This is a genomic window from Raineyella sp. LH-20 (assembly GCF_033110965.1).
Classification (GTDB): Bacteria; Actinomycetota; Actinomycetes; order Propionibacteriales; family Propionibacteriaceae; genus Raineyella.
This window is the reverse complement of the sequence record NZ_CP137003.1, coordinates 987,162-1,008,799: the sequence shown is the minus strand read 5'-3', so window position 1 is coordinate 1,008,799 and position 21,638 is coordinate 987,162. Positions and strand designations below refer to the sequence as shown.

The following is a 21,638-nucleotide window of genomic DNA, read 5'->3' as shown; positions in this document are numbered from 1 at the left end:
GGAGCATCCAGATGAGCACAGTCAAGGCCGGCCTCCGCTACTCCGAGGACCACGAGTGGCTCGACACCGCGGTGACGCCCGCCAGGGTGGGCGTCACCGCGATCGCCGTCGAGGCGCTCGGTGACGTCGTCCACCTCGAGCTGCCCGAGGCGGGCACCGAGCTCGCCGCCGGCGATCCCTGCGGTGAGATCGAGTCGACCAAGAGCGTCTCCGACCTGTACGCGCCGGCCACCGGCACCGTGGTCGAGGTGAACCAGGCGGTGCTCGACGATCCCGCCCTGGTCAACGAGGACCCGTACGGCGCCGGTTGGCTCTTCACCGTCGAGATGTCCGCCGAGGGCACCCTGCTCTCGGCCGAGGAGTATCTCGAGCGCAACGGCGGCGAACTCGCCTGAGCCGACGACCGCCGACGCCACCGGGCCAGACGGCGTCGGCGGTCACGCAGCCGCCCCGGCAATGGCGCCCGGGCGCCGCGGCTGATCCGCAGCCCGCCCGACACATCCGACCCAAGGAGGTGCCCGACATGGTCGTCGGCGTCTTCGATCTCTTCACCGTCGGCATCGGTCCGTCGAGTTCCCACACCGTGGGGCCGATGCGCGCCGGCGCCACCGTCGCGCACGAGCTGCGCGAGCGAGGGCTGCTCACCCGACCCTGCTCGCTCCAGGTGGACCTGTACGGATCGCTGGCGGCGACCGGACGGGGCCACGGCACGCTGACGGCTGTCCTGCTCGGGCTGGAGGGCCTCGAACCGGAGGAGGCCCTCCCGGCGCAGGTCGAGGAACGCCTGGCGGCCCTCGCCGCCGGCGGGCCGCTGCTGCTCGGCGGCGTCTGTTCGCTCCCCTTCGGGACCGAGGACATCGGACTGCACCCGCTCACGGTCCTGCCGCGGCACACGAACGGCATGCGGTTCCGCCTCGCCGATGCCGACGGAGCGGTCCGGTACGACGAGACGTTCTTCTCGGTCGGTGGAGGCTTCGTCGTCCGCGAGGGGGAGGAGGCCGCGGTTCGCCAGGAGCTCCGCGAGACCCGACAGCAGCTGCCGTTCCCGTTCCGGACCTCCGCCGAGCTGCTCGGTCACTGCGCCCGGGGACGGGTGTCGATCGGTGCGGTGATGCTCGCCAATGAGCGGGCATCGCGCACCGAGCCGGAGATCCGCGCCGGACTGCTGCGGATCTGGGAGGTGATGGAGGCGAGCATCATCTCCGGGCTGCGCCGCGAGGGGCAGCTGCCCGGGCCGCTCAAGGTCCGCCGCCGCGCTCCGGGCTGGTACGCCCGGCTGCTCGCCGAGGACCCGTCGCGGGATCCCGCGTACTGGCAGGAATGGGCGAATCTCGTCGCGCTGGCCGTCACCGAGGAGAACGCCTCCGGCGGGCGGATCGTCACCGCGCCGACGAACGGTGCCGCCGGGATCATCCCCGCCGTGCTGCACCACGCCCTGCACTACTGCCCGCGGGTGCGTCGGCATGCCCTCGGCCGGCTGAACCCCCCGCTGGTGCCGGCGCAGGAGGACGTCGTGGTGCGTTTCCTGCTCACCTCGGGTGCCGTCGGCGTGCTCTTCAAGGAACAGGCGTCGATCTCCGGGGCCGAGGTGGGCTGCCAGGGCGAGGTGGGGTCGGCGTCGTCGATGGCGGCCGCCGGTCTGGCGGAGATCCTCGGCGGCACCCCCGCCCAGGTCGAGAACGCCGCCGAGATCGCCATGGAGCACCACCTCGGCCTCACCTGCGACCCGGTCGGCGGTCTGGTCCAGGTGCCGTGCATCGAGCGCAACGCGATCGCGGCCGCCGAGGCCATCAACGCGGCCAGGATGGCCGTGTGGGGTGACGGCTCCCACGTGGTCACCCTCGACGAGGTGATCGTCACCATGCGGGAGACCGGCCGAGACATGAGCAGCAAGTACAAGGAGACCGCGATGGGCGGTCTGGCGGTCAACGTCCCTGAGTGCTGAGCAGGCGCTGAGCCGGCGCCGCTCGGTACCCTCGACACGAGCCGGTGGGGGACACCGGTGTCCGACGACGAGGGGGTGCGGGATGCGCCGGCAGGCCTCGATCATGCATCTCGACCTCGACGCGTTCTTCGCCTCGGTCGAGCAGCGCGACAAGCCGTCGTTGCGCGGCAAGCCGGTCGTGGTCGGCGGGCTCGGACAGCGCGGGGTGGTCTCCACCGCGTCGTACGAGGCCAGGACGTACGGCGTGCACTCGGCGATGCCGATGCACGAGGCGCGCCGGCTGTGCCCCAACGCCGCGTTCCTGGCCGGCCGGTTCGGCGCCTACCGGGCGGCCAGCCGGATCGTGATGGGCATCCTGGAGGACCTCTCCCCGCTGGTCGAGCCGCTGTCGTTGGACGAGGCGTTCGTGGACCTCGCCGCCGCCCGTGAGCCGCTCGACCTCACCGACGCGTCGGTGCTCGCCCTGGCCGGCCGGGTCAAGGCCGAGGTCGCCGAGCGGACCGGTGGGCTGACCTGCTCGATCGGGCTGGGGTCGTCGAAGTTCATCGCGAAGCTCGCCTCCGAGCTGGACAAGCCCGACGGCATCCACCTGGTGGTCCCGGGCACTGAGGTGGAGACCATCGCACCGCTGTCGGTGCGGGTGATCCCCGGGGTCGGCCCGGCGACCTTCGACCGGTTGGCCCGGCTCGGGGTGGCGACCGTCGCTGACCTGCAGTCGCGCTCGGAGCACGAGCTGGTCCGCGAACTGGGCCGGGCGTACGGCACGGCGTTGCACGCCCTGGCCTTCGCCCGCGACGACCGCGGTGTGTCGCCGGACCGGGACCGCAAGTCGATCTCGGTCGAGGACACCTTCGAGACCGACCTGGCCGGCCGCGACGAGATGATCCCCCGGATCGTCCGCGACGCCCGGCTGGTGGCCCAGCGGATGCGGGCGATGGGCGTCTTCGCCCGGACGGTGACGCTCAAGGTGCGGCTGCACGACTTCACCACCTGGACCCGCTCCCGCACCCTGGAGGGCGCCACCGACAGCGCCGAGGTGGTCGCCGCCGAGGCGACCGACCTGCTCAGCGGGCTCCGGCTGGAGCAACTCGACCAGGGCGTACGCCTCCTCGGCGTCGGGGTGTCGGGCCTGACGACGGTGGCCCAGGACCGGCTGTTCGAGGCGCGCGAGGACCACGAGGAGGTCGTGCCGGGCGGGGCGTCGGGGTCGGGCGGGCCGGCGGGGTCGGACGGGTCGGGGTCGTCGGTGCCGGAAGGGACCGCCGCGGAGACCCTCGAGCGGCGGGCGCCCCGGTGGCTGCCGGGGGCCGACGTGATGCACGACGAGATGGGGCCGGGCTGGATCTGGGGGACCGGGCTGGGCCGGGTCACCGTACGTTTCGAGACCGCGGAGACCGGGCCGGGACCGGTGCGGACGTACGCGCTGGATGATCCTGCCCTGCACCTGCTCTGACCGGCCTCGCAGCGCCGCGCACGGTGACGACCCGCTTCGTGGTAGACAAAGGGCGTGACTGACTGCGGCCCCGCGGACCCACCTCTGGGCGGCACCGTCGCCTACATCGGCTCGCTGGTCCCGGCGCTGGTGCCGAGCGAACAGCGCGTCGCGCGTGAGATCGTCCGGCATCCGCAGGACGTCGCGATGATGTCGGCCGCCGATCTCGCCGGCCGCACCAGGACCTCGGCGGCGACGGTGATCCGCGCCTGTCAGAGCATGGGGTTCAAGGGATTCCAGCATCTGCGGTTGCTCCTGCTGCGCGACCTGCCCACGGGACCCGCGCCGATGGTGCCGTCGGGTGAAGGTGCCGGCCGCGATTGGCTGCCGGGCCTGTTCCGCTCGGCCGGCGACGAGCTCGGCCGTGCGATCGGGCCGCTCGATTTCGAGGCGTTCGACCGCGCGGTGGCCGCGATCGCCGGGGCACGACGGGTGCTCATCGCCGGCAACGGCGCGTCGGGGCCGATGGCCCAGCTCCTCTCGCTCGGGTTGATGTCCTCCGGACGACCGAACGAGGCACCGGCGGACTCGGTGGTGCAGCAGTTGACCGCCCGGTCGCTCGCACCGGGCGACGTGTGCTTCTGCATCTCCTCGAGCGGCACGAACAGCGCAACCCTCCGGGTCGCGGAGGCCGCCGGCAATGCGGGGGCCACCGTCGTCGCCGCGACCGGCTACCTGCGCACCCGACTCGAGGATGCCAGTGCGATCACGCTGGTGTGCAGCACGTTCGCCGTCAACTGGGCGAGCGGCGCCATCTCCGGCAACCTGGCGCAGGTCGTGTTGTTCACCGCCCTGCAGACCGGTGTCTCTGCCGCTCTGGGCAAGCCGGCCACCGATCACGCCGTGATGGACGAGGCCATCGACGTGCTCGAGGGGTCAACGGAGCAGGACACCGAGTAGGCCTCCTGCCGCTTCACGCGGCACCCGTGCGCTTCGGGTGGCACCCGTCCGCCCCGCGTGGCGTCCACCGGACCTATCAGGCCGGATCCTTGCGGCATCCGCCGGACTCATCGGACACCCTGCTGGGTCCGGCAGTGTTCATGACCACTTCGGTCCATCGTCCCCAGCACGTCTCGCGCTGTTCACCCGCGCTCCTCAGGATACCCATGTAACGAGAATCCCAATCGAAACCAGATCGGGAAACGAGATTCCATGAGCCGGAGGAGCTTCTGTGAGCCGCATCGACATCATCGGCCTCACCCAGCAATTCAAGGGTCATCGCGCCGTCGATGACATCAGTCTGACCTTCGATGACGGGGACTTCGGTGTCCTGCTCGGCCCCAGTGGGTGCGGCAAGACGACCCTGCTGCGGATGATCGCCGGACTGCTGGAGCCGACCAGCGGGCAGATCCTCATCGACGGCCAGGCCGTCACGTCACTCCCGCCGAAGAAGCGCAACCTGGCCATGGTGTTCCAGAGCTATGCGCTCTACCCGCACCTTTCGGTGGAGAAGAACCTCGCCTTCCCGCTCACCGTGCTTCGGCTCTCCAAAGAGGAGCGTCAGCGTCGCGTCCTCGAGGTCGCCACCACCCTGGGCCTGGAGAACCTGCTCGCTCGCAAGCCGCGCGAGCTGTCGGGAGGCCAGCGCCAGCGGGTCGCCGTCGGTCGGGCCCTCGTCCGGCAGCCCAGTGCGTACCTGATGGATGAGCCGCTGTCCAACCTCGATGCGAAACTGCGGACCAGCACCCGCCAGGAGCTCTCGGAGCTGCACGAGCGGCTGCAGGCGACGTTCCTCTACGTGACCCACGACCAGGTCGAGGCGATGACGATGGCGACGAAGATCGTCGTCCTCAACGCGGGCCGGATCGAGCAGATCGGCACGCCCGCCGAGGTCTACGACACGCCGGCCTCCGTCTTCGTCGCCGGGTTCATCGGCACACCGCCGATGAACCTCATCGAGGGCCACCTGACCTGCTCCGGCGGGTACATCCACGCGGAGACGGCCGGGATCACCTCGAAGCTGTGGCCGGGTGAGGTCGCAGCGCACGACATCGTCATCGGCGTACGCCCCGAGCACCTCCGCGTCGCCCGAGCCGACGACGGCGCCATGCGGATCACCGGAACGATCGAGCGTCTCGAGAATCTCGGCAGCGAGCAGGTCGTCTATCTGCGGGTGGGCGACCAGTTGATCATCGGCAAGGGCGCCCGCGAGGTCGCCCTCACCCGCGGCCAGCAGCTCTCGCTGGGCGCCCACCTCGACGCGATCCACCTCTTCGACAAGGCCACCGGCCGTCGCATGGAGTGGATCCCGGAGCCGCAGGACGTCCTCGTCGGGGCCCACTGACCCCCGCTCGTCCTGCCTTCCGACGCCCCCACCCCCTCGCCTCTGCACCCCCTCACCAAGGAGTAACTGACTCATGCGCGTTTCCAAGGGCATCGCCGCTGCGGCGGCCGGCCTCGCCTCGGCCCTGATGCTGACCGCCTGTATGGGCGGCACCACCTCCTCCGCCGGCAGCCCCGAGAACGGCACGTTGCCGACCCTCAGCCCCGACGACAAGGTGAGCATCAGCTTCGAGAGCTACAACATCGCCCAGGGCGGCACCTGGGCCGAGACGATCACCACGCTGATCTCGAAGTTCGAGGCGCAGCACCCGAACATCACGGTCACTCCCCAGGCCCCGGCCAACCTCACCGGCTCGAACACGGCGTACGCCGCCAACCTCCAGGCCGAGCTGCTCGCCGGTCAGGCCCCCGACGTCGCCCAGGAGACCTTCGACGCACTCGACTGGATGAGCACGCAGGGCGTCGTCGATCCGATCTCGGATCTCGTCGGCCAGAAGGCCCTCGACACCGCTTTCGCCGGCGTCAACACCAGCACCACCTACCCCGGCACCTGGGCATACAACAAGAACGCCCAGACGCTGGCGAACGAGAACGGCAAGACGTGGGGCGTGCCGTACGTCTTCTCGACGCCGGTGCTCTGGTACAACAAGTCCGCCCTGGACGCCGCCGGGATCACGATGCCCGACGCGCCGACCTGGGACGACATCGACGCCATCGGCAAGAAGCTGGTCGCGGCCGGGCACAAGACCCCGATCAGCGTGACCTGCGCCGCCACCGGCGGCGACTGGTGCATGCAAGGCATCATCAAGTCCGACGGCGGCTCGATCGTCTCCGCCGACAAGAAGTCCATCCAGTTCGGCGACGAGGGATCCGTCGCGGCCGTCAGCGCGATGCGCAAGCTCTATGACGACGGTGTGCTGATGAACGCCGACGTGACGACCCAGATCACGAACTTCTCCAAGGGCCAGGCGCTCGTCCAGCTGAACACCTCGAACTCCTCGGCCACCTACCTGGCAGCGGCCAAGGCCGGTGGCTGGACGCTCGCGGCGACCAAGATGCCGTCGTTCCCCGGTCACACCCCGGCCCCGACGAACTCCGGCTCAGCGCTGTTCATGGTGCACCACGACAAGGCCGACCCGAAGAAGCAGGCGGCCGCGTGGGAGTTCATCCAGTTCATGACCGGTCCCGAGGCCGTGTATGACATCACCACCAAGATCGGGTACGTCCCGCTGCGGGACACCATGGCCAGCGACCCGAAGGGTCCGCTCGCCGCCTGGTACGCCGCCACCCCGGGCGCTCAGGTGAACGTCTCCCAGCTGCAGCAGCTGCAGTCGTGGGACGCCTACCCCGGCAACAACTACTCCAAGATCAGCAAGATCTTCGCCGACGCGGTGCAGAACTCGGTCTACTTCGGCAAGGACCCGCAGGCGACGATGCAGCAGGCGCAGAAGGACGCCCAGGCGCTCGTCCAGTAACACCCCCGACCCCGGCACACCTACCGCGACGATCTGGAGGCAGACACATGGACCGCACCATCGGAGGCGACCGCCTCGCCATCGACGGCACGTACAACCTGCGTGAACTGGGCGGGCACCAGGCGGAGGGCGGCACGATCCCCTGGGGGAGGTTCTTCCGCTCCGACGCGCTCGCCGGGCTCACCCCGGCCGGCAAGCAGTCCATGGCCGACCTCGGCATCCGCTGGATCGTCGACCTGCGCTCCGACGACGAGACGGTCGCGGAGCCGACCGAGCTCCCGGAGGTGACGATCGTGCACACGCCGATCTTCATCTCCGGGCGCCCGGCGGTGGAGCCCGATCGGCCGGCGGACCTCGACAGCGTGTACGACCTGATGGTCGACGCCCACGGTGACCGGCTGACGGAGGCCGTCCGGCAGATCGCCCATGCGGACGGCGAGGCCGTGCTCGTGCACTGCACGGCCGGAAAGGATCGCACCGGGCTGGTGGTCGCGCTCACGCTGCTGGCGCTCGGCGTGCACCGGGACGCCGTCGTCGAGGACTACGCGCTCACCGCGAACTATCTCGCCGGCCAATGGGCCGACGCCATGCTCGCGAAGATGCACGGCTCCGGTTTCCCGGTCAGCTCCGAGGTCTCCGCCCTCGTCACGGCGAGTCCGGCGGCGCTGATGAACCGGATCATCGACCGGTGGGAGGCCGAATGGGGCTCCGCCGCCGACTTCCTCGCCGCCCACGGTTTCACCGAGTCCGAGCACGCACTGCTCCGGTCCTCCCTGCTCGGCTGACCCCACCCACCCGGCTTCCACGAAGTCTTCCACGACGTAAGGACTCGAGATGAGCACCCACGACTACCCCGAACCGAAGCACTTTCTGCTGCACCTCTCGGACACCCACTTCGTGGACGGCCGGGGCATGCTCCACGACATCGTGGACTCCGAGGCGAACCTCCGGGAGATGTTCGAGGGCTTCGACCGGGCGAACGCCCACCCGGAAGCCCTGATCATCACCGGTGACATCGCCGACCGGGGGGACTCCGACGCCTACCTGCGCGTACGTGACGTGGTCGAGTCGGCCGCCGCCCGCTACGGCTCCCAGGTCATCTGGTGCATGGGCAACCACGACACCCGGGAGAATTTCTACGCCGACCTGCTCGGCGAGGAGGCCTCCGACGAACCGTACGACCGGGTCTTCGACCTCAACGGCCTGCGCGTCGTCGTCCTCGACTCGACCGTGCCCGGCCAGCACTGGGGAGAGCTCACCGAGGCACAGCTCGCCTGGCTCGGCGACGTGCTGGCCACTCCGGCCCCCGACGGCACCCTGCTGGCGCTGCACCATCCACCGGTGCCCAGCCCGCTCGGCCTGATCCGGCTGTTCGAGCTGCACGACCAGGACCGGTTCGCCGAGGTGATCCGCGGCACCGACGTCATCGGCATCCTCGGTGGACACCTGCACTACTCGACCACCTCGACCTTCGCCGGGGTCCCGGTGTCGGTGGCCTCCGCGACCTGCTACACCCAGGACCTCCAGGTCCCCTACCCGGCGGCGCGTGGGCAGGCAGGCGGCCAGTCCTACAACCTGGTGCACGTCTACGAGGACCGGGTGCTGCACTCGATCGTGCCCATCGGCGATTACCCGACGGCGTACGCGATGGACGGTGAGCAACTCGCCGCGTTCCTCGCGAAGACGCCCGAGGAGCAACTCGTCGCCGTGAACGCCTCGGTCGCGAACGAGCACTGACCGTCAGTCACGAGCGGGCCGGAGGATCCTCATGTTCATCATCTCGGAAACGCCAGGGCGACCCCTCGAGACCGTCGACGGTACCGCCGCGCCGGTGACGAAGCGGCGGCGGAAGGTCGTCATCGCCCCGTACCTGTACGTGTTGCCGGCCATCACGCTCCTCGTCATGTGGATCTACCGGCCGCTCGTGCAGACGTTCCAGCTCTCCTTCTACCGCTGGAACCTGCTGCCCACCGCGCCCAGGACAGCGGTCGGGTTCAAGAACTACGCGACACTGATGCAGGACCAGGACCTCGGCCGTGCGGTGCTGAACACGATCATCTACATCCTCGCGTTCCTGCTGTTCTCGGTCGTGCTGCCGCTGGTCATCGCGCTCCTGTCGCAGCGCGTCCACGGCCGTGCCAAGACCATCTACCAGGCGCTCATCTTCGTGCCCTTCCTGGTCACTCCGGTCGCCACCGTCGCGGTCTGGCGATGGCTGTTCGACCCGTACGACGGCATCATCGTCGTCACCCTGCGCGGGCTGTTCGGCTGGGACATCGGCAGCGTGTTCCGCGATCAAGCCGGGGCGATGATCGCGATCATCATCATCGTGGGCTGGCAGATGCTCGGCTTCGGCGTGCTCGTGATGTCCGCCGGGATGGCCGGGATCAGCACCGACTACTCCGAAGCCGCATCCGTCGACGGCGCCGGTGGACGCAGCATCCTCTGGCGGATCACCCTGCCGCTGCTGTCTCCGACGTTGCTCTTCCTGGCGCTGATGACGATCCTGCTCTCCGCGCAGTGGACCTACCCGATGATCGACATCCTCACCCAGGGCGGGCCCGACAACGCGACCACGAACGTGTACTACCTGCTCTACGAGATCGCGTTCAACAACTTCGACGCCGGCATGGCGGGGGCCGCAGGGACGGTGTTCTTCATCGTCTTCGGTGTGATCGCCCTCGTCCTGGTCCGACTGTCGGACAAGTTCTCCTTCTACGACAACTGATCCAGGAGACCGCATCATGGCGTTCACCATCACCGCGCCGCACCATGTCGGCACCGCCCGGCCCGATGCCGCCGTTCCGGCGGTCGGGCGGAAGAAGGCCCGCCAGGGCGATGTGGCAGCCACGGTCCGAGCCCAGCACTCCGTCGGTTCGCGCATCGTCGGGCACGCCGTCCTCGTCGTGATGGCCTTCATCAGCATCTTCCCGGTGTACTGGCTCTACGCGACCTCCCTGCGCCGGCCGGAGGACGCGATCCTGGCGACGCCATTCCCGTGGCCGATCAGTGTCGCGAACTTCGTCCACGTGTGGCAGCAGATCCCGATCGGCAACATGCTGGTGCACACCTTCGGCATGGCGCTCGCGGTGTCGGTGTGTCAGCTGCTGGTCGCGATCTTCGCGGCGTACGGCTTCGCCATGTGGGAATTCCCGGGCAAGAACGTGCTGTTCCTGCTCTTCCTCGGCTCGTGGCTGGTGCCCTTCCAGGTCACGATGATCCCCAACTACGTGCTGATCGCCCAGTGGGGCTTGCTCGGCACCATCGCCGGGGTCGTCGTGCCTAACATGTGTTCGGCCTTCGCCGTCATGCTGATGCGCCAGCACATGCAGTCCTTCCCGCGTGAACTGCTCGACGCGGCGCGGATGGACGGCCGGCACCACTGGTCCACGCTCTGGACGGTCGTCATGCCGAACATGCGGCACGCGCTCGCGGCTCTCGGCATCATGCTCTTCATCGAGGCCTGGAACAACTACCTGTGGCCCGCCCTGATCCTGGCGAAGCAGCCGAACTCGCTCATCCAGATGGGCATCCGGTCGTTCCTCGGCGAGGCCGGGGACGACTGGGGCGGGATGATGGCCGCCGCCGGCCTCGCGTGCATCCCGATCTTCCTGATCTACATCTTCCTGCAGCGCTACATCGTCGACGCCTTCGTACGATCCGGCCTGCGCTGACCTGGACTGTCGTCCGCTGACCCGGCTGTCGCACCCCCGAAAGGACCCCGCATGCGCATCGCGCAACTCTCCGACACCCACATCTCCCACCGCGGCGGCGCCACCGTCGACAACTTCGAGCGGCTGGTCGAGCTCGTCAACTCCTTCGACCTCGACTTCGTCGTGACCTCCGGCGACGTCTCGATCCTGGACCCGGACAACGCGGAGGATCGTCTCACCGCGAAGCGACTCCACGACGCCATCACGGCGCCGCATCGCGTCCTCCCGGGCAACCACGACGTCGGCGAGCCGGGCCGCCACCCCTGGAAGGGCCTGGCCACCACGAGCGAGCGAGTCAGTGCGTTCACCGGTGTGTTCGGGACCGACCACTGGGTCGAGATCCTCGGCGACTGGGCGATCATCGGGCTCAACAGCGAGGTGATGGGCACCGGCCTGCCCGAGGAGGCCGCGCAGTGGGCGTGGCTGGAGACCGTGCCCGCACTCGTCGGCGACCGTCACGTCATCGGCTTCAGCCACAAGCCGCTGTGGGCGCCGATCGATCTCGGTGAGCACCAGGTCGGCCTGTTCGACGCCGACCGTGAGCGACTGCTGACGATCCTCGCCGGGGTCGACCTGCGGGCCTGGTGCTCGGGACACCTGCACTACTACGGTCTCGCCCAGGGCGAACTGAGCAGCGGCAAGAAGATCCTGACGGTCTCGGCCCCCGCCACCGGTTTCGTCAACGAGGCGGCGACCTTCTTCATGCCCGGCCTGGTGCAGCAGGGCATCGTCGTCTACGACCTGCCGGAGGACGGCGTGGTGCGGGCCGCCTTCCGCTCCCGGAACGACCTCGACGAAGTCGACGCCGAGGCGATTCCGGCGTTCAAGGCCGCGATGGGCGACCTGGGGATCACCCAGCTCTAGGTTTCCGGACGGACGTCTGCGGGCGCGAACCGGTGGCCGTCGTCTACGGCAGGAGGTCTCGACGTCGTCGAGCCAGCTGGCGGACCACGTTTCGACGGAGATTCGGGTTCCATGGGAGGACACCGCCCTCCAGTTCCTCGTTCAGGTCGTCGGTCGCGGCCAGGACCTCGTCCAGCGCCGACTCGACCGCTCGTGGCGGCAACCCGAGGGTGTCCCCGAAGGCCAGGAATCGTCGGCGGGTCAGGCCCTGGGTCGCGCCGTGCAGGCTCAGTGCCATGGATCGGTCGCCGTACGGCAGCGTCGACGGCACGTCGTAGATGGGGGCCACCCGCCACTCCCCGGACGGCCGCTGCAGGATGGCGAGGTTCTTGCCGTGCAGGTCTCCGTTGCCGGTCAGCCAGGCGAGCGCGAATTGTTGGAGGACTGCCCGGGCGGCGACCGGCCGGGCGGCACAGATATCAGCGATCGCGCCGGCGGCGTCCTCGCTCGTCATCGTGTATTTGTCCGCCGGATAGCGCCCGAGCAACTGGGCCGCGTCCTCCACCGCCAGCTTCGCGACATCACCCGTGGGGCGGTCGAACCGGCGCACGAGCAGTCCCGGGCGCCCGTCCCGGTCGTGGATGAGCTCGGAGTCGACGACCGGTTGCCTGAGCCGTCGCGCCACGCCGAGGAAGTAGGACTCGTTGACCACCACGTCCGGATAGTCGGGCGGGTCGAGCTTGATGATCGCCTCCGCACCCGCGAAGCGCACCGGCAGAGTGATCATGCCGGTGGACAGCTTGTCCTGGACGCCGGGCAGACCGCGGCGGTCGACGAAGCCGGCGTCGGCGAGAAGGTCCGCGAATCGTACGGTTCCGAGGTCGGCAGCGGTCACGGCGGGGGCGGCTGCGGCGGGATCGGCGCCTTCAGGAAAGACGGTCACGTCCCCGATCGTGTCGGAGCCGACCATGAGAAGCAGTGTGAGGTCGTCGTCGGCGGAGGTCTTCGCGGCCCGCTGGACCGCGGTGAGGCGGCGACCCTCGGGTAGCAGCCCCGCGAAGAATGGCGGCACGGCTCCCCCGTACGTCGTGACCGGGGGCTGTCCCAGGGGCAGCGTGTGCGCCACCGGCGGGCCGTCGTACTCGGGAAGGTAGGCGAAGGTGACCGTGCCCTCTCCCCGGGTCAGGGTGGCAGCGAGTCGCGTGCCCTTGTAGACCTCGGCTCGACGGATGGTGCGCAGATCGGTGCTCATGTCCGCCTCAACGAGGCCCGCAGCTCGAGCCCGAGGACCTCGAGCAGCGCCTCGAGCTTGTCCAGCCGTACGGAGACCTTGCCGGCCTCGACGAGGCGTACGAAGCGCTCCGAGACACCGGCGAGATCGGCGGCCTCGACTTGGGTCAGGCTGAGGTCCTTGCGTCGCTGCCGGACGTCATCCGCGAACGTCATGCCTCCGCCTCCTCCGGCACGATCCTGCCGCTTGAGCCCATTCTGCCGCGCCTCCGAGTCCAGTGGAAGAGGAAACGGCATGTTTGTGCCGATGAGGGGAGCGGCGCGGTTCCTCTGTGTCTTCTTGGTCACGTTCGTGGCGGGCTCCTCCGCAGAACGACGCCGTACGGCTGCACGATTCGTCACCAGCATCGGCGTCACCGAAAGTGGACAATCTGTGATTGCGCTGTGCATTTCGATCGAAACTTCCAGTGGCCGTGTCATCGGGGAATGTGTGGCGATTCTTAGCGTGGAAATGGGTTGGATCGTCGCTCCGTCGCCGCCCAATCGCCAACGCCTCGACACAGGAACGGGGCTCTTCATAATCCGGGGTGTAGGTGGGGTCTGAATCCGCCGGCTTCGAGCAGGCAGCGGGCGATGTAGTTGGTGAGGTTGCGGAAGCCGAGGGCTGATCCTCGCAGGTGTTCCAGCCGACCATTGATGGCCTCGGTGGGGCCGTTGCTGGTGCCCGGGCGCTCGAAGTAGGCCAGGACGTCGGCGGCGCGCTTCTTCATCGTGCGGCCGAGGGTGATGATCTCGATCAGCGAACCGGGGACGCCGCTGCTGATGGCCTCGATCACGGCCTGCATACGGGTGCGGCCCTGGCCGGGGTCGGGGTCGCGGTAGGCCGCGATCATCCGCTGGTAGATGGCCCAGGTGGCCTCGACCTCGACGTGCTCATCGCCGGCGAACAGGGCCTGGATGCGTGTCTTCTGTTTGTCGGTGAGCAGGTCGATGCCGGTGTGCAGGGTCCGTCGGGCCGAGTAGAGCGGGTCGCCGGCCCGGCCGCGGTGACCGTGGAGGGCCTGCTGGACCCGGCGCCGGCAGGTATCGAGAGCCTCGGCGGCCAGGCGGACCACGTGGAAGGGATCCATCACGGCGATCGCGTCGGGCAGTTCCTCGCTGGTGGCGGTCTTGAACCCGCTGAAGCCGTCCATAGCGACAACCTCCACCCGGTCGCGCCAGTCCTGGTCCTGTTCGGCGAGCCAGGCCTTGAACGCCTGCTTGGAGCGGCCCTCGACCATGTCGAGCAGGCGAGCGGGACCAGTTCCGTCGCGGACCGGGGTGAGGTCGATGATCACGGTGACGTACTTGTCGCCGCGACGGGTGTGGCGCCACACGTGCTCATCGACCCCGATCGCCCGCACCCCGTCGAGGCGGGCCGGATCGGCGATCAGGACACGGCGTCCTTCGGCCAGGACCGCGGTATTCGCGGTGTTCCACGAGACCCTCAGTCCTTCGGCGACCCGTGCCATGGACAGGTGTTGGCAGACGATCCCGACCAGGGCCCACCGCAGTCCTGCACGGGAGATCTTGGCCCGCGGCTGGGCCGCCTTGGTGGTGTCCTGGCGCCACACGTGGCCACACTCGGTGCAGCGGTAGCGCCGAACGGTGACCAGCAGCGTGGTGGGGCGCCACCCGAACGGCTCGTGCGCCAACCGCCGCAGGACCGTATCGCGCGCCACGCCCTGACAGCCGCACCGCCCACACCAGTCGTCGGGCTCGACGACCCGGCAGGCCAGAACCGTGTGGTCGGACTTCAGGAGCTGGGCGGTGACTTCCAGGCCGAGGTCGTTCAGGCGAGTGAAGGTGGTCAGGTCGGGGCATGTGAAGGTAGCGTCAGGCACGTCGAGGTCTTCTGGATGGGCTGTGTGAGAACTCCCATCTTCGGAAGGCCTCGACCCCTCTCCGGCCCCGACGCGCCGCCCAGCCTCAAGCAGCCCCTACACCCTCAACTGCGAAGAGCCAGGAACGGTCTCCTTGTGGATGAGGGGTGGCCTAATCCAAAAGAATGTCGCCGGATTGACGGAGGTGTTGGCGATTCGCGCGTACGCAGACCCCACCGCGGCCGCCCCACCACCGCCCGGATGACCGGGCGACGAGGCGGGACGGCCGCGGCGCGTAGCGAGAGAAGAAGTCCTGTGGTCGGCGGGCCGACTGTCAGTCGAGTAGGTCGGAGTAGAGCGGGGTGGAGAGGTAGCGCTCGCCCCAGTCGGGGATGATCGCCACGATCGTCTTGCCGGCGTTCGCCGGGTCGGCGGCCAGCTCGGCGGCGGCGCGCAGCGAGGCGCCCGACGAGATGCCCACCAGCAGACCCTCCTCCTTGGCGGAGCGGCGTGCCCACTCCAGCGCGTCGTCGCCCTTCACCTGGATGATGCCGTCGACGACGTCCTTGTTGTAGATCGGCGGGACGAAGCCGGCGCTGATGCCCTGGATCTTGTGCGGGCCCTTCTGGCCACCGGACAGCACCGGCGACTCCGCGGCCTCCACGGCGTACACCTTCACCTCGGGCTTGTAGGCCTTGAGCACCTCGCCGACACCGGAAATGGTGCCGCCGGTGCCCACGCCGGCCACCACGATGTCGACCTTGCCCTCGGTGTCCGCCCAGATCTCCTCGGCGGTCGTCTTGCGGTGGATCTCGACGTTGGCCGGGTTCTCGAACTGGCTGGCGAGGATCGCCCCCGGGGTGGCGGCGACGATCTCCGCGGCGCGCTGGTTGGCGCCGGGCACACCGTCGGCGGCCGGGGTGAGGACCAGCTCGGCGCCGAAGGCGCGCAGCACGGCGCGACGCTCCTTGGAGAAGGTCTCCGGCAGGGTGATGATCACCCGGTAACCACGCGCGGCGCCGACCCATGCCAGCGCGATGCCGGTGTTGCCGGAGGTGCCCTCGACGATGGTGCCGCCGGGCTGCAGCTGGCCGGACGCCTCGGCGGCGTTGACGATGGACACGCCGATCCGGTCCTTCACCGAGTTGGCTGGGTTGTAGTACTCCAGCTTGCCCAGCACGGTGGCTTCGGAATCACCGTAGAGCCGATTGATCTTCACCAGCGGAGTGCGGCCGATGAGCTTGGTCGCATCGTCGAAATAGGCCATGGTCTGACGTCCTTCATGTCGTACGGGTGCAGGAGTGGCGATGACCGGAACTCTAACGTGAGCTTTAGGGACATGCAAGTTGGTGTGATGGATGGTGGTGTGGGCGGTGCAGCCGACAGCACTGCGCCGCGCGCCCACTACGGTGGGGACCATGAAGATCCTCGTCACCGGTGGCGCCGGCTACATCGGCTCGCACACCGTGCTGCTGCTCCAGGAGGCCGGTCACGAGGTGACCGTCCTCGACAACCTCTCCAACTCCTCCCCGGTCGCCCTGCAGCGCGTGGCGGAGCTGAGTGGCTGTCAGGTGCCGCTGGTGCAGGCCGACATCCGGGACCGTACGGCCCTGGATCGGGTGATGGCGGAGGTCCGGCCGGACGGGGTGGTGCACTTCGCCGGGATGAAGGCGGTCGGCGAGTCGGCCGAGATCCCGCTGACCTACTACGAGAACAACGTCGCCGGCACGATCACCCTGCTGCGGGCGATGGAGGCGGTCGACTGCCGCACCATCGTGTTCTCCTCCTCGGCCACCGTCTACGGCGACGTCGACGAGATGCCGCTGACCGAGAAGCTCGATCTCGACGCGGTCAACCCCTACGGGCGTACGAAGGAGCAGGTCGAGGACATCCTGTCCGATCTGGCTGCGTCCGACCCGCGCTGGAGCGTCGCCCTGCTGCGCTACTTCAACCCGGTCGGCGCCCACCCGTCCGGCCGGATCGGCGAGGATCCGACCGGCAAGCCGAACAACCTGATGCCCTTCGTCGCCCAGGTCGCCGTGGGCCGCCGCGAGAAGCTGATGGTCTTCGGCAACGATTACCCGACCCCCGACGGCACCGGCGTCCGCGACTACATCCACGTGATGGACCTCGGCGACGGCCACGTCGCGGCAATCGAGTACCTGGCCCAGCACGGTGGCCTGCACCGCTGGAACCTCGGCACCGGCCGCGGCTACTCCGTCCTCGAGGTCCGTGCCGCGTTCGAGCGGGCCAGCGGCCGGCCGATCCCCTACGAGATCGTCGCCCGCCGCCCCGGTGACGTCGCCGTGTCGTACGCCGATCCGTCCTCGGCGCTCGCCGACCTCGGCTGGGCCGCGACCCGTGACATCGACGAGATGTGCCGCGACCACTGGCACTGGCAGGAGCAGAACCCGTACGGCTTCGAGGGCGCGCCGACGGCCTGAGTCGCGTCCGGTCCGGCAGGCTGAGGTGCGTTCGGGGGCGACGGCCTGAGGTGCGTCCCGGGGCAGCAGCCTGAGGTGTGTCCCGGGGCGGCAGGGGGCTCTCTCGCCTATGCGTTTCGCTCATGCGTTGGTGTCGGACTTCCAGCACGAACGCATGAGCGAAACGCGTCAGTGGACCTGGTGCGCGGTCCAGGCGTGTCTTCCGGGGGCCGGGCGCGGGGCTGCCCGGGCCTGATCCTGCCGCCGGGCCTGATCTGCGGGCGGACTGATCGTGGCGCGGGGCCTGATCCGCGGGCGGACTGATCATGCCGTCGGGCCGGGTCAGCGGACGCCCGGACTCATCCTGCAGCCGGGCCAGATCAGCGGAAGCGCCGGACCAGCATGGTGCCGGTGGCGAGCAGTGCCAGAGCGCCCAGGCCGGCGAGAGCCACCGGACCACCGGTGCGAGCAAGGTTGCCCGCGCCGTTGGCCGGCGCGCCGTGGCCACCGTCGACGCCGTTGCCCTGGTCCTGGCCGCCGGCCTGGCCCTGGTCGTTGCTCTGGCCGCCGTCCTGACCCGGACCGTCCTGGCCCTGGTCGTTCCCGTTCCCGTTCCCGTTCCCGGTGCCGGTGCCCTGCGCCGGGAGGTCGAGCGTGCAGGGGAGCGTCCCGGCGTACAGTGCGTGGCCGAGGTGATCGGGAGCCGAGATGCCGTCGTCGGACCACAGCGCGGTCCGGGCGCCGTTGACGCAAGTGGAGGCCGGCGCGACCGCGAAGCCCTCCAGGTTGACCACCGGCAGGTCGGCCGGCTTGGCGTAGACGGCCTGCGGGGTCATCGTGCCCGTGGCGTCGATGCCGAGCACCGTCATCGACACCGAGCAGGTGTTGTCACACAGCGCCCAGACCCGCTGCAGTGCGGCGTCGTACTGGACGTCCATCACGTGGCCCATCGTCGTGTCGACGACCGCGACCCGGTGGAAGCTGCCGTCACTGTTCAGTGCGTACGCGTAGAGCTTGCCGTCGTTCTCCAGGGCGGCGAAGAACAGGCCCTTTCCGTGCAGCGGGTAGCGAGCCGGATCGTACGCGGCGCCGGTCGACTGGTCGACGAAGCCGTTGTCGACCAGGTAGCTGTCGGGGACGTACGTGACGCCTTCGAAGCCCAGGTTGGCGTCGGTCTTGGTGCCGGTCTTGAGCTCCGGGAACTCGTCGGTGAGGTTCCATTCCTTGACCGCGGTCAGCGAGGTGCCGTTCGCCGACGGGTCGAACGCCAGGATGGCGTTGTGGGCGATGGTGTTCGCGGCATTGTCACGCTCGGTGGTGGTGTAGAGCATGCCGTCGGGGCCCTGGGTGATGCCCTCGGAATCGGGCTCGCCCGTCGTGCCGGGGAAGTAGATCTCCTTGCCGGCGCCCCAGCCGTTGGCGGTGTCCGGCACCCACAGGCCGTTCGTGTCCTTGACCAGGCGGAAGATCCAGCTCTTGTTCTTCACCGCCCACAGCACGTTCGGGTCGGCCTTGTCGAAGACCATGCCGCTCATGTCGCGGCCCTCAGGGCCGGTGGTGGTCTTCCAGGCGCACTCCTTGTCGACGACGGTCACCGAGGAGGAGCCCGGCCAGGTCACGGCGCCGGCGGCCGCCGGGCCGGTGCCGGACGCGGCCTCGGGCTGGCAGTCCAGGGTCGGCGCCGGGTCGGTCGGGGTGCCGTCGCCGGGATCGCCGCCGTCAGCGGGGAGCCGGACGTCGTCCGGCGTGGAGGTGCCGAGGGTGCTGGCGCCGGGGGTGCCGATGCCCCCGTTCAGTCCGGCCCAGCTGCCTTCGGCGTCGCCGACGCTGGACAGCGTCCAGCCGGTCAACGAGAAGGTGGTCTCGGCCAGCGCATCGGCGTGCACGTAGCCGCTCTTCGTCTGGGTGGCCTTGTCGCCGGGGTAGGTCAGCGAGTCGACCAGAGTGTTGCCGGCGTCATAGATGTTGATCGCATCGCCGTTGCCGAGATTCGTGGTGTTGCCGCCGACCACCTTGACGGTGTCCTTGAGGCCCCACGCGGTGCGGAAGGCGGCCGCAGAGTCCTCGGAGATGATCACCGATTCGCCGGGGGCGACGGTGCCGAAGCCGGAGAGGCTGAGGTCACCGGGGGTGTCGCCGGAGTCGGAGAACGACCACCCGGTGAAGTCCTGGGGAGCGGTGCCGACATTGGTCAGCTCCACGAACTCCGAGGTGTTGTACTCAAACTCGGTGATCTGGATGTTCGGGGTGCCATCGGCGGCGAAGGCGAGGGCGGGCAGGCCGAGGCCTGTGACGAGAGCGGCCGCAGCGGCGGCCGTCAGACGGCGATGAAGACGCATAGGCCAAGAAGTAGTGAATCCCGGTGTCTCTCAGGTAACACTCAGGAGAACGCGGGACGAACGTGCTCCTCGAGTAACAGCAGGGGTGGCGCGGGGCCGCATCTGCGGCGGCGTGACGATGAGGTCCAACCCTGACGACCTTTGGCGGATTCCACATGACGCCGGCATGGCGCCGGTTCGCTGCACAACTTCCCGACCAAGCCTGCGCGGTCGTCCCGGTGCTGTCGCTCAGCCGGCGTACGGCGTGACCGGCACCCCGGGCACCTCCACCTCGACGGCGAAGATCGCACCGGCGTCCGGCTCGGGGTCGGCGAGATTCTCCCGCGAGGTGGTGATGAAGAGGGTGCGCAGATCGTCCCCGCCGAGCGTGCAGGCGGTGACCAGCTGCACCGGCAGCTCGACGATGGTGAGCACCTCCCCCGCGGGGGAGACCTGGTGCACCTCACCGGAGCGGTTCATCGCGATCCACACGTTGCCGGCGGAGTCCACGCACAGACCGTCGGGGCTGGCCGGCGAGCCGGCCCGCTCCCCGCGGGTGAGGATCGGCGCGTCGTGGAACGGCCGCCGCCCGTCCAGTTCGTCGTCGTACACGTCGAAGACGTCGGTGCGCCGCAGCCCGGTGTCGTTGTAGTAGGCCTTCGACAGGTCGGCGGTGAACGCGATGCCGTTGGAGGTGGTCACCTCACTCGCGACGATCTCGGCCGAGCCGTCCGGCCCGATCCGGTAGAGCGCCGAGGCCTCCGGCGTACGGTCGTACGCCATGCCGCCGGCGTAGAGCCGGCCCCACGGGTCGGTGCCGCCCTCGTTCATCCGCAGGTTCGGGTCGTCCCACAGTGCCACCACCCGGTCCGGGGTGACGTCGACGTCCTCGGCCAGGCCGTAGCCGCGTTCCAGGCCGACCACGTAGCCACCCTCGGCACGGGGGCGGCAGAAGGCGGCGATCGGCTTCCAGTCGCGGCCCCGGGAGGTGCCGATCGCTGCGTCGACCCAGGGGCCGGTCCCGACGTGCAACCGGTCGACGCTGCCGTCGGCGCGCAGGGTGAGCAGGTCACCGGCGAGCATGTCGACCCACCGCAGGCCGCCCCACGCGGGCGACCAGACCGGGCCCTCGGCGTGGTAGCACAGGGGCTCGGTGATCCGGGTGGCGGTGCGGCGTACGGGTGTCATGAGGCCAGGCTACGTCGGGGTGACGCCCGGTCGCTGCGTCGCGCACAGCGCCTGCGCGCCGGGGTGCCTCAGGCCCTCGCGCGGCCGCCGACCGGCCGGACGATGCTGGTGATCACGTGGATGAAGGGGCCCAGGCTGGCCTGGACCCGCTCCTCGTCACCCAGCTCCGGATGGTGCAGCAGCGCCTGGAGGAGGGTGCCCTCGTACATGTCGTCGAAGATCTGCAGCACCGAGTCGAGCGGGACGGTGAACTCGCAGCCGGCGCGTTCGGCGATGCTCAGCGCACTCTGCAGCAGCTCGGCCCGGGCGGCCTGCTGGTGGGCCAGGAACGCCTCGCGGATCCCGGGCTCGCGGGCGGCGTAGAGGCGCAGCTCCGCCGACACCATCACCCAGTCGCGGTCGAGGCGACGCCTGGAGACGAACCTCCGGACCGCGTGCTCCACCAGCACGCCGATCTCCTGGGACGAGGTCACCGGCCGGCCCACGAACTCGGAGGAGGCCACGCCGTCGACCATCGCCTGCTGGCGTTCCCGGTCCTGCGCCAGCAGGGCCAGCACCAGGTCGTTCTTCGAGGCGTAGTTCGAGTAGAAGGCGCCGCGGGTGAAGCCCGCCCGGTCGCAGATCTCCTCCACGCTCGCCGCCAGCACCCCGCGATCGGCGAACACTCCGACCGCCCCGTCCAACAGCCGTTGCCGGGTCTCGGCACGTCGGGGCGAGATCGGGATGTCGGACATGGTCCTCCTCGGCTGGGGTTCGCGATGCACGATAGTCGGTCAGCTGCCGGTCGGTGGCTGTTCGGGCACGTCCGTAGCGCGGATACACTAGTGTTTCGAACGCGGCGGATGCCGGTCATTCCATGCGGCAGG

19 protein-coding genes are annotated in these 21,638 nt (G+C 69.4%); 12 read left to right on the top strand and 7 right to left on the bottom strand.

The annotated features are described in order from the left end of the window. Positions 1-11: 11 nt before the first annotated feature. The 11 genes from gcvH (at position 12) to R0146_RS04345 (ending at position 11,772) form a co-directional block, all read left to right on the top strand. Positions 12-395, top strand: a complete 384-nt coding sequence (gene gcvH / locus R0146_RS04395; RefSeq protein ID WP_317691646.1) for a glycine cleavage system protein GcvH — start codon at positions 12-14, stop codon at positions 393-395. Between the two features lie 128 nt (positions 396-523). Beyond that, positions 524-1,945, top strand: a complete 1,422-nt coding sequence (locus R0146_RS04390; protein ID WP_317691645.1) for an L-serine ammonia-lyase — start codon at positions 524-526, stop codon at positions 1,943-1,945. A gap of 82 nt (positions 1,946-2,027) precedes the next feature. Continuing rightward, on the top strand, positions 2,028-3,398 hold the full coding sequence (locus R0146_RS04385) for a DNA polymerase IV (protein WP_317691644.1): 1,371 nt from the start codon (positions 2,028-2,030) through the stop codon (positions 3,396-3,398). A 54-nt stretch (positions 3,399-3,452) separates the two neighbouring features. Further along, positions 3,453-4,337 (top strand): MurR/RpiR family transcriptional regulator, encoded by an 885-nt coding sequence (locus R0146_RS04380; RefSeq protein WP_317691643.1) that lies wholly within the window; start codon positions 3,453-3,455, stop codon positions 4,335-4,337. A gap of 271 nt (positions 4,338-4,608) precedes the next feature. Beyond that, positions 4,609-5,721: an ABC transporter ATP-binding protein gene (locus R0146_RS04375; RefSeq protein WP_317691642.1), complete on the top strand. Its 1,113-nt coding sequence runs from the start codon at positions 4,609-4,611 to the stop codon at positions 5,719-5,721. A 73-nt stretch (positions 5,722-5,794) separates the two neighbouring features. Further along, positions 5,795-7,195 carry an extracellular solute-binding protein gene (locus tag R0146_RS04370; protein ID WP_317691641.1) on the top strand — a complete coding sequence of 467 codons (1,401 nt, stop codon included), beginning with the start codon at positions 5,795-5,797 and terminating at the stop codon, positions 7,193-7,195. Positions 7,196-7,242: 47 nt separating this feature from the next. After that, on the top strand, positions 7,243-7,980 hold the full coding sequence (locus tag R0146_RS04365; protein WP_317691640.1) for a tyrosine-protein phosphatase: 738 nt from the start codon (positions 7,243-7,245) through the stop codon (positions 7,978-7,980). Between the two features lie 49 nt (positions 7,981-8,029). Next, positions 8,030-8,932 (top strand): metallophosphoesterase, encoded by a 903-nt coding sequence (locus R0146_RS04360; RefSeq protein ID WP_317691639.1) that lies wholly within the window; start codon positions 8,030-8,032, stop codon positions 8,930-8,932. Between the two features lie 31 nt (positions 8,933-8,963). Next, positions 8,964-9,923 (top strand): carbohydrate ABC transporter permease, encoded by a 960-nt coding sequence (locus R0146_RS04355; protein WP_317691638.1) that lies wholly within the window; start codon positions 8,964-8,966, stop codon positions 9,921-9,923. Positions 9,924-9,939: 16 nt separating this feature from the next. Further along, entirely contained in the window at positions 9,940-10,869 is a 930-nt protein-coding gene (locus R0146_RS04350) for a carbohydrate ABC transporter permease (RefSeq protein WP_317691637.1), read from the top strand. A 51-nt stretch (positions 10,870-10,920) separates the two neighbouring features. Next, positions 10,921-11,772, top strand: a complete 852-nt coding sequence (locus tag R0146_RS04345) for a metallophosphoesterase family protein (RefSeq protein ID WP_317691636.1) — start codon at positions 10,921-10,923, stop codon at positions 11,770-11,772. 43 nt (positions 11,773-11,815) lie between these two features. Here the strand turns inward: R0146_RS04345 and R0146_RS04340 are convergent, their stop codons facing one another. The 4 genes from R0146_RS04340 to cysK form a co-directional block, all read right to left on the bottom strand. Beyond that, the gene (locus tag R0146_RS04340; RefSeq protein WP_317691635.1) at positions 11,816-13,003 is read right to left on the bottom strand and encodes a type II toxin-antitoxin system HipA family toxin; all 1,188 of its coding nucleotides are present in this window, start codon (positions 13,001-13,003) and stop codon (positions 11,816-11,818) included. Beyond that, a complete protein-coding gene (locus R0146_RS04335; RefSeq protein WP_317691634.1) occupies positions 13,000-13,197 on the bottom strand; it encodes a type II toxin-antitoxin system Y4mF family antitoxin in 198 nt (65 codons plus the stop codon). Before R0146_RS04335 ends, R0146_RS04340 begins: the two co-directional genes overlap by 4 nt. A gap of 359 nt (positions 13,198-13,556) precedes the next feature. Further along, positions 13,557-14,864 carry an ISL3 family transposase gene (locus R0146_RS04330; RefSeq protein WP_317689725.1) on the bottom strand — a complete coding sequence of 436 codons (1,308 nt, stop codon included), beginning with the start codon at positions 14,862-14,864 and terminating at the stop codon, positions 13,557-13,559. Positions 14,865-15,177: 313 nt separating this feature from the next. Further along, positions 15,178-16,110, bottom strand: coding sequence for a cysteine synthase A (gene cysK, locus R0146_RS04325; protein ID WP_317691633.1), 933 nt, complete (start codon positions 16,108-16,110; stop codon positions 15,178-15,180). A gap of 151 nt (positions 16,111-16,261) precedes the next feature. Between cysK and galE the strand changes: the two genes are divergently transcribed. Next, complete coding sequence (galE, locus tag R0146_RS04320) at positions 16,262-17,287, top strand: UDP-glucose 4-epimerase GalE (RefSeq protein WP_317691632.1); 1,026 nt, start codon at positions 16,262-16,264, stop codon at positions 17,285-17,287. A gap of 359 nt (positions 17,288-17,646) precedes the next feature. On the opposite strand, the gene R0146_RS04315 is transcribed toward galE, so the two are convergent. The 3 genes from R0146_RS04315 to R0146_RS04305 form a co-directional block, all read right to left on the bottom strand. After that, positions 17,647-19,605, bottom strand: a complete 1,959-nt coding sequence (locus R0146_RS04315; protein ID WP_317691631.1) for a lamin tail domain-containing protein — start codon at positions 19,603-19,605, stop codon at positions 17,647-17,649. 228 nt (positions 19,606-19,833) lie between these two features. After that, positions 19,834-20,772, bottom strand: coding sequence for an SMP-30/gluconolactonase/LRE family protein (locus R0146_RS04310; RefSeq protein WP_317691630.1), 939 nt, complete (start codon positions 20,770-20,772; stop codon positions 19,834-19,836). Positions 20,773-20,840: 68 nt separating this feature from the next. Further along, the gene (locus R0146_RS04305; RefSeq protein WP_317691629.1) at positions 20,841-21,506 is read right to left on the bottom strand and encodes a TetR/AcrR family transcriptional regulator; all 666 of its coding nucleotides are present in this window, start codon (positions 21,504-21,506) and stop codon (positions 20,841-20,843) included. Between the last annotated feature and the right edge of the window lie 132 nt (positions 21,507-21,638).